An 11,506-nucleotide genomic window follows, 5' to 3' on the forward strand; every position below is an offset into this window, starting at 1 on the left:
CATGACGCGCCCCATGCAAAAAGGCCGTCGAAACGGCCTTTTGTGAAAGCGAATGCACGCCTGCGCAGCAGGAGTGACGCAAAGGTTTTACATCGACGCTTCGAGCATCGCCTTGTAGTCGTCGCGCGTGGCCAGCCGCGGGTTGGTCTTGTGGCAATGGTCGGCCATGGCGCCGTCGATGATCTGTTCGAACATCGCGGGCGTCACGCCCACTTCGGCCAGGCCCTTGGGCAGGCCCAGGCGCGCGTTCATGTCGCGGATCGCGTGGCCGAGGTCGCCGGCCGAGTCCAGGTGCATGGCCTGCGCCATGCGCTGCAGGCGCTGTTCCTTCTGCACCGACTCGGCGCCCGAATTGAAGTGGATCACCGCCGGCAGGAAGAGGGCGTTGAGCGTGCCGTGGTGCAGGCGTGGATCGACGCCGCCCAGGCTGTGGCTCAGCGAGTGCACGCAGCCCAGGCCCTTCTGGAAGGCCATGGCGCCCTGCATCGACGCGCTCATGAGGTTCAGGCGCGCTTCGCGGTCGCTGCCGTCTTTCGTCGCGCGCTCGATGTGGCCCCAGGCGCGCTCCAGGCCGTCGAGGCCGATGCCGTCGGCCGGCGGGTTGAAGGCGGCCGACATGAAGGTTTCCATGCAGTGCGCGATGGCGTCCATGCCGGTGGCGGCCGTGAGCCGCGGCGGCAGGCCGAGCGTGAGCTCGGGGTCGCAGATGGCGGCCTTGGGCATGAGGAACCAGCTGTGAAAGCCCAGCTTGCGGTGGTCGTCGACGATGACGATGGCGCCGCGCGCCACCTCGCTGCCGGTGCCGCTGGTGGTGGGCACGGCAATGAGCGGCACCGCGCGCTCGGTGATCTTGGGCGAGCCGCCTTCGATGGTGGCGTAGGTCTTGAGCGGGCCGTCGTGCGTGGCCGCGATGGCCACGCCCTTGGCGCAATCGATGGCGGAGCCGCCGCCCACGGCGATGAGGCCGTCGCAGCGGCCGCTGCGGTACAGCTCGACGGCGGCACGCACTGCGGCCTCGGTCGGGTTGGAGGGCGTCTGGTCGAACACCGAGACCTCGAGATCGGCGATGGCGTCGAGCGCCTTCTGCAGCACGCCGGCCGCGCGCACGCCGGCGTCGGTGACGATCAGGGGGCGGTTGATGCCGATGCGCGCGCACTCGCTCGACAGGAGCTTGATGGCGCCGAATTCGAACTGGATCTGGGTGAGGTATTGGATGAGGGCCATGAGGGGGAACGCCCGAGGGCAGTACGATTGCTGACCGTTCGAATCTAACAAGAGGGGACATTCTTGCCCACCAACAAAACCCTTGCGTCTGTCGCACTGGGCTCAGCGCTGCTGGCCGCCTCGGTCCAGGCCGCCTGCCTCAGCGACACCCAGGTGGCCGACTTCGCCGCCGCGCAGGCGGCACGCACGCCCGCTGCCGACATCGAGAACCTCAGCGAAGCCGACGCCGCCTGCACGCGCGCCAAGCTCAACGTGCTGCATGCGCGCAACCTGGGCGAGGTGGTCGGCTACAAGGCGGGCCTGACCAACCCCGCGGTGCAGAAGCGCTTCAACTACGACCAGCCGGTGTGGGGCGTGCTCTACCAGCGCATGCTGCTGGACAGCGGCGCGGTGGTCGATGCGGCCTTCGGCGCGCGGCCGCTGTTCGAGGCCGACATGCTGGTGCGCGTGAAGAGCGCCGACATCCACAAGGCGAAGACGCCGGCCGAGGTGCTGGCCAACATCGACCAGCTCATTCCCTTCATCGAGCTGCCCGACCTCGCGGTGCAGACGCCCTCGAAGCTCAACGGCCCGGGCGTGGCGGCGATCAACGTCGGTGCGCGGCTCGGCGTGCGCGGGCTGCCGGTCGATGTGCCGGCGACGGCCGACGGCCAGTCCTGGATGCTCGAAAGCCTGCGCGACATGCGCGTGGTCATGAAGGACGGGCAGGGCAAGGAGCTGGCGACCGGCAAGGGATCGGACATCCTCGAGCACCCGCTCAATGCCGTGGTGTGGCTGGCCGGCGCGCTGGCCAAGGAAGGCATCGCGCTGAAGCCGGGCGACCTGATCAGCCTGGGCTCGTTCTCGCCGCTGCTGCCGCCCAAGGCCGGGCAGACGGTGGTGGTGAGCTACGAAGGGCTGTCGCGCATGCAACCGGTGGTGGTGTCTTTCAAGTGAGCACGACCACGACAGCGAACCGCCTCGCGCAACCCGCACTCACCCCGAAGATGGCCAGCGTGGTCGAACGCATGGCGCGCGCGGGCCATCCGCCGCTCGACCAGCTCACGCCCGACGAAGCCAAGGCCTCGTACGAAAAGGGCGCGGGCGTGCTCGAAGTGCCCAAGCCCGAACTGGCGCGCATCGAAGACTTCCACATCGCCGCGCGCGACGGCCACGCCATTCCCGCGCGGCTGTACGCGCCGTCGGCCGAGGTGCTGCCGGTGCTCGTGTACTTTCACGGTGGCGGCTTCACGGTCGGCAACATCCGCACGCACGACACGCTGTGCCGCGTGCTGAGCCTCAAGAGCGGCTGCGCGGTGGTGTCGGTCGACTACCGGCTCGCGCCCGCGCACAAGTTCCCGACCGCGTCGAACGACGCCTGGGACGCCTTCCAGTTCATCGCCACGCAGGGCGCCAGCCTGGGCCTCGACGGCACGCGCCTGGCAGTGGGCGGCGACAGCGCGGGCGGCACGCTGGCGGCCGTGTGCGCCATCCTGGCGCGCGATGCCGGCCTGCCGCTGGCGCTGCAGTTGCTCATCTACCCCGGCATGGCCGCGCACCAGGACACCGAGTCGCACCGACGCCATGTCGACGGCCCGTTGCTGACCAAGGCCATGATCGACTTTTTCTTCGCCCAGTACGTGAACACGCCCGCCGACCGCGACGACTGGCGTTTTGCGCCCTTGCTGGCCGACGACGTCGACGACGTGGCGCCGGCCTGGATCGGGCTGGCCGAGGCCGACCCGGTGGTGGACGAAGGCATCGCCTACGCCGACAAGCTGCGCGCCGCGGGCGTGGCGGTCGACCTGGAAATCTACCGTGGCGTGATCCACGAATTCATCAAGATGGGCCGCGCGATTCCCGAAGCGCTGCAGGCGCAGAACGACGCGGCCCGCGCACTGAAAGAGGCATTGAACCCATGAGCGACAACAACAACACCCCGGTCCGCCGCGAGGACTTCCACTACTTCCACCGCCTGCGCGTGCGCTGGGCCGAGGTGGACATGCAGAAGATCGTCTTCAACGCGCACTACCTGATGTACTTCGACACCGCCATCGCCGACTACTGGCGTGCGATGGCGTTGCCGTACGAAGAGGCGATGCACTCGCTGGGCGGCGACCTGTACGTGCGCAAGGCGACCATCGACTTCCGCGCCTCGGCCCGCATGGACGACGTGATCGACGTGGGCATGAAGTGCGCGCGCATCGGCAACTCGTCGATCATTTTCCAGGGCGGCCTGTTCCGCCAGGACGAGTTCCTGGTGGGCTGCGAGCTCGTCTATGTGTTCGCCGACCCGGCCACGCAGACCTCGAAGCCGGTGCCCGCGGCCCTGCGCGAGACGCTGACGGCCTTCGAGGCCGGCGAGCCGATGCGCACCGTCGAGACCGGCGACTGGGCCACGCTCGGCGAAGGCGCGAGCGCGCTGCGCCGCGCCGTGTTCATCGAGGAACAGAACATTCCCAAGGAGCTGGAGTGGGACGCGCACGACGCCGTCGTGCTGCACGCGGTGGCGCGCAACCGGCTCGGCCAGGTCATCGGCACCGGCCGGTTGCTGCCCGCCGAGGACGGCGTCTCGCACATCGGCCGCATGGCGGTGCACCGCACCTTGCGCAGCGGCGGCCACGGCGCGGCCGTGGTGCTGGCGCTCGAAGAGGCGGCCCGCGCGCGTGGCGACCGCGAGGTGGCGCTCAATGCGCAGCGCAGCGCCGAGCGTTTCTATGCGCGGCTGGGCTACGCGGTGCACGGCCAGCCTTTCGAGGAAGCCGGCATCGCGCACATCGAGATGCGGCGCGCGCTGCGCTGAGCACTCCCGATCAGTAGCGGGCCGGCGGGTCCGGCACGTAGCCGGGGTCCGAGCCCGGGAATGGCGACGGGCCCGACGGGCGCGGCCAGCGCTGCGGCACCGGGATGACACCCGCGGCGACCAGGTTCTCGCGGCTGTCGTAGCGGATGCGGATCACCTCGTCGGGCTGCGAGCTGGCGCGCTCGAAGGTCGTCTTGCCGACGTACGAGGTCTCGCGCCGTCCGTGGGCCGTGCCCAGGCTCGGACTGGGCGCCGACTGGCGGGCCATGGCGCCGGCCGACGACTCGGCGGCCATGTCGGCATTGCCGGCGTTGCCGGCGTTGCCGGCGGGCGGGGCCGCCTTGGCGCGCGCATCGCCCATCGACGACGGTGCCGGCGGCGCCTCGCTGCGCCGCTCACGGCTGCTGTTGCTGTACTCGTCGCGCGACGGATAGGGCGTCACGACCGGCGGCGGCGGTTCCGGCCGGCGTTCGCGGAACATCGCGACGCCGATCACGCCCACGTCGTCGGGGCGGCCGGTGCGGCTCGCGTAGGAATTGCCGGCGGCGGCGAATTCGAAGGCCGCGATCTGCGAATCGCTCTTGCGCCAGCCCGCGATGTCGCTGCGCTCGCGCGGGCCGAACACGTAGCCGTTCTGGCCGACGCCGGCGGTTTCGCCGGTGACGACGTTGACGCCATCCACCGACATCACGGCCATGATGCGTTCGCCCATCGCGTTGCGCGCCCGGATCGCATAGCGCGCGCCGGGCCGTCCGGCCACCCAGTACTCACCGCGGTGGCGGTAGATCGGCAGCTCGGCGCCGCTCGTGCGGTCGACGATGCTGATGTTCATCAGCCCGCCGATGCGGCTGGCACCGGAGGGGTACGGCCGCATCGGGCTTTCCGCCCCCGCCGACAGCGCGGTCAGGGCCAGGACGGTGGTGAGGAGAAGTCTGCGCTGCATCATGGTGGCTTCCTTGCCAGGAGTGGATCGATGCAGGCTTCTACGGCGGGGCCTCGCGAACGGGGTTAAGCGTCGCGCAAAAAAAATGGCGCTGTCGGTGAGACAGCGCCAAGCGCCCCCGGAAAGAAGGCAGGGACGCAGGGGAAATCAGATGTCTTCGAGCAGCGGATAGGGCAGCGGCTCGACCGACAGCGCCGGCCCGCCGGGCGCCCCCGCGTGCAGGCCGCCGGCCTCGAGCGCGGCGATCTGGATGGAGATGAGCGCCGACCAGCCGCCGTCGGGCGCGGGCGCGGCCTGCGCCACCGTGCCCACGGGCTGTTCGGCGTCGTTGGCTGCGAACACCTCCTGGCCCGCGGCCAGCGGGGCGTCGGTCTGCGCGAGGTAGGTGCGGCGCTTGAGCGTGCCGCGGAACTGGCTGCGCGCCACGATTTCCTGGCCGGGGTAGCAGCCCTTCTTGAAGTTCACGCCGCCCACCGACTCGTAGTTGATCATCTGCGGCACGAAGGCCTCGATCACCGGCGTGGTCAGCGTGACGATGCCGCTGCGCACCTCGCTCCAGGGCCACAGGGCGGCGTCGAGCGTCGGGCCCACGGGCGCCTTCTGGTCGGCCGGCGCGATCCACAGCGCGCGCGGCACGCCGTCGGCCGGGTACAGCGAGACCACGCTGATGTCTTCGCCGATGGCCGTGCTGCGACCGGGCGGCAGGGCCGCGTCGAGGCCGTTGGCGGTCAGGGCGGTGCCGGCCACGCCGTGCAGCGCGAACTGCTCGGTGGCGTCGGTCAGCTTGACCTTGGCGCGCAGCACGTACATCGACAGGCGCTTGAGCGTGGCCGCCAGGATGTCGCGGCTGCACACCAGCAGGATGAGTTCGGGTTGCGGGCGGATGCCGATGAAACTGGCGATCACGCGGCCCTTGGCCGTGCAAAGCGCCGCCAAGCGGGCTTCGGTGGCGCCGAGCAGCGAGAAATCCTGCGTGAGCTGGCCGTGCAGGAAGCTGGCGGCATCGGGGCCTTCGGCGCGGATCACGCCGAGGTGGGGCAGGGTGCTCACCCCGTTGAGAACGACTGTGGTCATCGCTGAATTATCATGGCCGTGCCTGTTCCTTCGGGGCGGCAGGGATTCCCCGTCGCAGCGACGGGGCCGGCCGTTCCCGCGGGTCGGTGTCCATCTGCTTGCCAGCCCTTTTTCTTCCTCCGTCTTTTCCTCGGATTCGTGCGCAGCTTCTTCCTCACGCTCTTCCTGCTCGTGGCCCTGGCCGTCCTGGCGCTCGGCGGCGCCGGTCTCTGGTGGGTGCACCAGCCGCTCAAGTTGCCGACGCCCAGCGTCGACCTGTCGGTAGAGCCCGGCACCACGCCGCGCGGCATTGCGCAGGCCGTGGCCGACACCGGCGTCGACGTGCAGCCGCAGTTGCTGTACCTGTGGTTCCGCGTCTCGGGGCAAGACCGCCAGATGCGCGCCGGCAGTTACGAACTGGAACGCGGTGTCACGCCCAAGCTGCTGCTCAACGTCCTGGTGCGCGGCGAGGAAGCCACGCGCAGCGTGGTGCTGGTGGAAGGCTGGAACATCCGCCAGGTGCGCGCCGCGCTCGCCAAGGCCGAACAGCTCAAGCCCGAAAGCGTGGGCATGAGCGAAGACGCGCTGATGGCCGCGCTGGGCAAGCCGGGCCTGCACCCCGAAGGGCGCTTCTTCCCGGACACCTACACCTACTCGAAGGGCTCGACCGACATCGCGCTGCTGCAGCGCGCCATGCGGGCCATGGACAAGAAGCTCGAGGCCGCCTGGGCGGCACGCGCGGCCGATTTGCCGCTCAAATCGGCCGATGAGGCGCTTATTCTGGCCAGCATTGTCGAAAAGGAGACAGGCAAGGCCAACGACCGCGCGGAGATTGCCGCCGTCTTCACCAACCGGCTGCGCATCGGCATGCCGCTGCAGACCGACCCGACCGTGATCTACGGCATGGGCACCGCCTTCGACGGCAACCTGCGCAAGCGCGACCTGCAGACCGACACGCCCTGGAACACCTACACCCGCGGCGGCCTGCCGCCCACGCCGATCGCCATGCCCGGCAAGGCCGCGCTGCTGGCGGCCGTGCAGCCGGCGCAGAGCAAGTCGCTGTACTTCGTCTCGCGCGGCGACGGCACGAGCCAGTTCAGCAGCTCGCTCGACGACCACAACCGCGCGGTCAACCGCTACCAGCGCGGCGGCGGCAGCAGCTCCCAACCCAAGGCGACCCAATGAGTTCGATCAGCAATGGCGGTCTGTTTCTGACGCTGGAAGGCATCGACGGCGCGGGCAAGTCCAGCCACCTCGACGCGCTGGAAGCCCGCTTCAAGGCACAGGGCCGCACCGTGGTGCGCACGCGCGAACCCGGCGGCACGCCGCTGGCCGAGACGCTGCGCGGGCTGGTGCTCGAACAGCCGATGAACCCGTTGACCGAATCGCTGCTGGTGTTCGCTGCGCGCTGCGACCACATCGCCCAGGTCATCGAGCCGGCGCTGGCGCGCGGCGAGGTCGTGCTGTGCGATCGCTTCACCGACGCCACCTTCGCCTACCAGGGCGCGGGACGCGGCTTCGACACCGCCGTGCTGGCCACCCTCGAACAGTGGGTGCAGGCGGGCCGGGCCGGTCTGCCGGCTTCGCAACTGCTGCAACCCCAAGTGACCGTGTGGTTCGACCTCGCCCCCGAGATCGCCGCCCAGCGCCTGGCCGGTGCGCGCGTGCCCGACAAGTTCGAGGCCCAGCCCGTCGAGTTCTTCCGCCGCGTGGCGCAGGGCTATGCGGCCCGCGCCGCCGCCGATGCGTCGCGCTTCGTGCGCATCGACGCGAGCCAGGCCCGCGACCAGGTCTGGCAGCAGATCGACACCGCGCTGGTGGCGCGCGGCGTGCTGGCGCCGGTGCAGGGAGCCGCGCGATGAGCGAGCCGGTGAACACACTGACCCCGTGGCTGCGCCAGCCCTTGGCCGAACTGCTGCGCCAGCGCGGCCACGCCTGGCTGCTGCAAGGCCCGTCGGGCATCGGCCAGTACGAACTCGCGCTGGCGCTCGCCGCCGCCTGGCTGTGCGAACAACCGGTGGAGGAGGGCGGTGCCGCCTGCGGCCACTGCGCGAGCTGCCACGCCATCGAGGTCCGCACCCACGCCGACTTGTGCGTGCTGATGCCCGAAGTCGCGATGCAGGAACTGGGCTGGCCGCTCGACGAAAAGGCGCAGTCCGACATCGACGACAAGAAACGCAAGGCCAGCCGCGAGATCCGCGTCGAAGCCATGCGCGACGCCGTCGGCTTTGCCCAGCGCACCAGCGCGCGCGGCCGCGGCAAGGTCGTGCTCGTGTATCCGGCCGAGCGCATGAACACCATCACCGCCAACGCGCTGCTCAAGACGCTCGAGGAACCCGTCGGCGACGTGCGCTTCGTGCTCGCCAGCGAGGCCGCGTGGCAGCTGCTGCCGACCATCCGCAGCCGCTGCCTGGGCTTCACGCTGCCCTGGCCCGAAACCGCCGAGGCCGAGGCCTGGCTGGTGGCGCAAGACGTGCCGGCCGCCGATGCCGCGCAACTGCTGCGTGCCGCGGGCGGACGGCCCAGCGATGCGCTGCGGCTGGCGCGCTCGGGCCAGTCGCCCAAGGCGTGGTCGCTGCTGCCCAAGGCCGTGTCGCGCGGCGACGTGGGCGCGCTGGCCGACCAGGCGCCGGCCCAGGCCGTCGTCTCGCTGCAAAAGCTCTGCCACGACCTCATGGCCGTGGGCCATGGCGCCGAACCCCGTTTCTTCGACGCGGCCGACCTGCCACCGGCCCCGCACAAGCTGGCGCTGGCGCGCTGGTCGAAGTCGCTCGCCGCCGCCGCGCGGACCGCCGAGCACCCGTTCAACGCCGGCCTCATGCTCGAAGCGCTTGTGAGCGAGGCGCGAAGCACCCTAAACTCTGCCGCTCGCCGCCCATGAACCAACCTGTCGCTCCCGCCGCCGCTTCGTCTGCCACGCCCGCCCGGCCGAGCGTCATCCAGCTCGCCATCAAGGAAAAGGGCGCGCTCTACGCGGCCTACATCCCGCTGTTTGCCGAAGGCGGCATCTTCATTCCGACCACGCGCGAATACCGGCTGGGCGACGACGTCTACGTGCTGCTCACGCTGCCCGAAGACCCGCAGCGCTATCCGGTCGCCGGCAAGGTCGCCTGGATCACGCCGGCCCGCGCCGCCGGCAACCGGGCGCCGGGCGTCGGTGTGCGCTTTCCCTCGGACGAGAAGTCGCGCCAGCTGAAGGCGCGCATCGAAGCCGCGCTCGGTGGCTCCATGGCCTCCGACCGCCCGACCCAGACCATCTGAGTTCTTTCTCCGCCGCCGTCCCCGTGACGCGGAACTCCGGACACGGCGCGATCTCCCACAGGCGCGCCGCACTTCATCCTTTCCGATGTTCACCGACTCCCACTGCCACCTGACCTTTCCCGAATTCGCGGACCAGATGCCCCAGATCCGCGCCGCCATGGCCGCCGCCAAGGTCGACCGGGCGCTGTGCATCTGCACCAAGCTCGAGGAATTCGACGACGTGCAGGCCCTGGCCGCCAGCTACGACAACTTCTGGGCCAGCGTGGGCGTGCACCCCGACAACGAGGACATCGCCGAGCCCACCGTGGAAGACCTGGTGCGCCTGTCGGCGCGCCCGCGCGTCGTGGCCATCGGCGAAACCGGCCTCGACTACTACCAGATGGAAGAACGCAAGGGCGGCCGCAGCATCGCCGACATGGAGTGGCAGCGCGACCGCTTCCGCGTGCACATCCGCGCCGCGCAGCAGACCCGCAAGCCGCTCATCATCCACACGCGTGACGCCTCGGCCGACACGCTGGCCATCCTCAAGGAGGAGGGCGAAGACGGCGCGGGCAGGGCGGCCGGCGGCGTGTTCCATTGCTTCACCGAAACCGCCGAGGTGGCACGCGCCGCGCTCGACCTGGGTTTCTACATCTCCTTTTCGGGCATCCTGACCTTCAAGAAAGCCCAGGACCTGCGCGACGTGGCGGCCTTCGTGCCGCTGGACCGCATGCTGATCGAGACCGACAGCCCCTACCTGGCGCCCGTGCCGTACCGAGGCAAGACCAACAATCCGTCGTACGTGCCCTTCGTGGCGCAACAGATCGCCGAACTGCGACAAATGCCCGTAGAGGACATCGCCAAGGCGACAAGCGACAACTTCGAAGCTTTGTTCAGGGAAGTCAAATCATGAAAAACTACTTTAAGAAGTCGATATATCTTGTTGTCATGGCTGCATCTTTTGCAGCGCATGCCGGTTCGTTCGAAGACTTTTTCCGCGCCGTGCGCGGCGACAACGCCAGCGGTGTGCGCACCCTGCTGAACCGCGGTTTCGACCCGAACACGCGCGACGAACACGGCCAGACCGGTTTGATGCTCGCGCTGCGCGAGCCGTCGCCGAAGGTCATCCAGGTGCTGATGGAGTCGCCGCAACTCAACGTCGACCTGGCCAACGCCAAGGACGAAACGCCGCTCATGTTGGCGTCGATCAAGGGCCAGCAGGACCTGGTGGTGCAACTGCTCAAGCGCGACGCCGCCGTCAACAAGACCGGCTGGGCACCGCTGCATTACGCGGCCAGCAGCGGGCAACTGTCGATCATGAAGCTGCTGCTCGAGAACCACGCCTTCATCGATGCCCAGTCGCCCAACGGCACCACGCCGCTGATGATGGCCGCGATGTACGGATCGAACGACGCCGTGAAGCTGCTGCTGGCCGAAGGCGCGGACACGGCGATGAAGAACCAGCTTGGCATGACTGCGGTCGACTTTGCAGTGAAAGCCAATCGGGCTGAGTCTGCGGAGCTGATCAAGGCGGCTGGGGATGCGAAGGCGAATGCGGTGAAGGCGGTGCCGAAGGATGGGAAGTGGTGAGCGGCTGGATGGGTTGAATGCGGCTGGGATGGTCCATCTAAAATCAACACAATGTATATTATGTAAAATGACTTGTGGGGATGCGGACCGTTTGCCGCTATGAACCAGAGAGCCTTGGCAGTCCTCGACCCGAGCCCAATGCACTTCCGGCCTTCGCACTTCGCCCAGCCCTTCATTTCAGGCCAGAGCGAAGTAGCCCTGAGCCGAATCAGCTCAGCGTGCTCCCATCCGGCAGCTTCGCAATCACCTTGATCTCGAACTGAAAGCCATACAGCCACGTCACGCCGATCCCGGTCAGCGTCGGGTGCGGCGCTTCGCCCCAGTACTCGGGCACCAGCTTCCAGATCGTTTCGAAGTTCGATTCTGGATCGACGATGAAGACCGTCACGTCGACCACGTCGTCGAAAGTGCAGCCCGCGGCTTTCAGGATGGCGTTCAGGTTGTCGAACGCGCGCCGCACCTGCGCCTCCAGTTCAGGCTCCGGCGAGCCGTCTTCGCGGCTGCCGACCTGCCCCGACACGAACAGGAAGCCGTTGGATCGGACGGCCGGCGAATAGCGGTTGCGTTCATAGAGCGCCTGGCGCCCGGGTGGAAAAACGACGTCGCGTGAGGCCATGGGATGCTTTCTTTCTGCGGTGAATGAGGACGATGCAGGGACTTTAGGAAGCCACGCG

Annotated in this window: 13 protein-coding genes; 9 read left to right on the forward strand and 4 right to left on the reverse strand. The window is 68.9% G+C overall.

The features are described 5' to 3' along the window. Window positions 1-87: 87 nt before the first annotated feature. On the reverse strand, window positions 88-1,224 hold the full coding sequence (gene gbd, locus AC1RLW_RS04620; protein ID WP_095947634.1) for a 4-hydroxybutyrate dehydrogenase: 1,137 nt from the start codon (window positions 1,222-1,224) through the stop codon (window positions 88-90). Between the two features lie 63 nt (window positions 1,225-1,287). Between gbd and AC1RLW_RS04625 the strand changes: the two genes are divergently transcribed. Genes AC1RLW_RS04625 through AC1RLW_RS04635 form a run of 3 tightly spaced genes read left to right on the forward strand, consistent with a single transcriptional unit; the run spans window position 1,288 to window position 4,006 of the window. Then, window positions 1,288-2,160 carry a 2-keto-4-pentenoate hydratase gene (locus AC1RLW_RS04625; RefSeq protein WP_492696203.1) on the forward strand — a complete coding sequence of 291 codons (873 nt, stop codon included), beginning with the start codon at window positions 1,288-1,290 and terminating at the stop codon, window positions 2,158-2,160. A 50-nt stretch (window positions 2,161-2,210) separates the two neighbouring features. After that, the gene (locus AC1RLW_RS04630; RefSeq protein ID WP_493193055.1) at window positions 2,211-3,125 is read left to right on the forward strand and encodes an alpha/beta hydrolase; all 915 of its coding nucleotides are present in this window, start codon (window positions 2,211-2,213) and stop codon (window positions 3,123-3,125) included. Further along, window positions 3,122-4,006: a YbgC/FadM family acyl-CoA thioesterase gene (locus tag AC1RLW_RS04635; protein ID WP_493192333.1), complete on the forward strand. Its 885-nt coding sequence runs from the start codon at window positions 3,122-3,124 to the stop codon at window positions 4,004-4,006. Before AC1RLW_RS04630 ends, AC1RLW_RS04635 begins: the two co-directional genes overlap by 4 nt. 10 nt (window positions 4,007-4,016) lie before the next feature. Here AC1RLW_RS04635 and AC1RLW_RS04640 read toward each other — a convergent pair whose 3' ends face one another. Then, the gene (locus tag AC1RLW_RS04640) at window positions 4,017-4,949 is read right to left on the reverse strand and encodes a hypothetical protein (RefSeq protein WP_493193056.1); all 933 of its coding nucleotides are present in this window, start codon (window positions 4,947-4,949) and stop codon (window positions 4,017-4,019) included. Between the two features lie 147 nt (window positions 4,950-5,096). Continuing rightward, window positions 5,097-6,023: a CAF17-like 4Fe-4S cluster assembly/insertion protein YgfZ gene (ygfZ, locus tag AC1RLW_RS04645; protein WP_493192334.1), complete on the reverse strand. Its 927-nt coding sequence runs from the start codon at window positions 6,021-6,023 to the stop codon at window positions 5,097-5,099. A gap of 138 nt (window positions 6,024-6,161) precedes the next feature. On the opposite strand from ygfZ, the gene mltG reads away from it, so the two are divergent. From mltG to AC1RLW_RS04675, 6 genes are all read left to right on the forward strand, one after another. Beyond that, complete coding sequence (mltG, locus tag AC1RLW_RS04650; RefSeq protein ID WP_062472898.1) at window positions 6,162-7,187, forward strand: endolytic transglycosylase MltG; 1,026 nt, start codon at window positions 6,162-6,164, stop codon at window positions 7,185-7,187. Window positions 7,188-7,192: 5 nt separating this feature from the next. Beyond that, window positions 7,193-7,864 (forward strand): dTMP kinase, encoded by a 672-nt coding sequence (gene tmk / locus AC1RLW_RS04655; RefSeq protein WP_493193057.1) that lies wholly within the window; start codon window positions 7,193-7,195, stop codon window positions 7,862-7,864. Then, window positions 7,861-8,883, forward strand: coding sequence for a DNA polymerase III delta subunit-related protein (locus AC1RLW_RS04660; protein WP_095947640.1), 1,023 nt, complete (start codon window positions 7,861-7,863; stop codon window positions 8,881-8,883). The genes tmk and AC1RLW_RS04660 overlap by 4 nt, the downstream gene beginning before the upstream one ends. Further along, window positions 8,880-9,263, forward strand: a complete 384-nt coding sequence (locus AC1RLW_RS04665; protein ID WP_062472893.1) for a PilZ domain-containing protein — start codon at window positions 8,880-8,882, stop codon at window positions 9,261-9,263. The genes AC1RLW_RS04660 and AC1RLW_RS04665 overlap by 4 nt, the downstream gene beginning before the upstream one ends. A gap of 85 nt (window positions 9,264-9,348) precedes the next feature. Then, entirely contained in the window at window positions 9,349-10,155 is an 807-nt protein-coding gene (locus AC1RLW_RS04670) for a TatD family hydrolase (protein ID WP_070060615.1), read from the forward strand. After that, on the forward strand, window positions 10,152-10,832 hold the full coding sequence (locus AC1RLW_RS04675; protein ID WP_070060614.1) for an ankyrin repeat domain-containing protein: 681 nt from the start codon (window positions 10,152-10,154) through the stop codon (window positions 10,830-10,832). Before AC1RLW_RS04670 ends, AC1RLW_RS04675 begins: the two co-directional genes overlap by 4 nt. A 208-nt stretch (window positions 10,833-11,040) precedes the next feature. On the opposite strand, the gene AC1RLW_RS04680 is transcribed toward AC1RLW_RS04675, so the two are convergent. Next, window positions 11,041-11,448: a RidA family protein gene (locus AC1RLW_RS04680; protein WP_095745271.1), complete on the reverse strand. Its 408-nt coding sequence runs from the start codon at window positions 11,446-11,448 to the stop codon at window positions 11,041-11,043. Window positions 11,449-11,506 lie beyond the last annotated feature (58 nt).

It is taken from the genome of Variovorax sp. GW822-FHT04A09 (genome assembly GCF_058801005.1).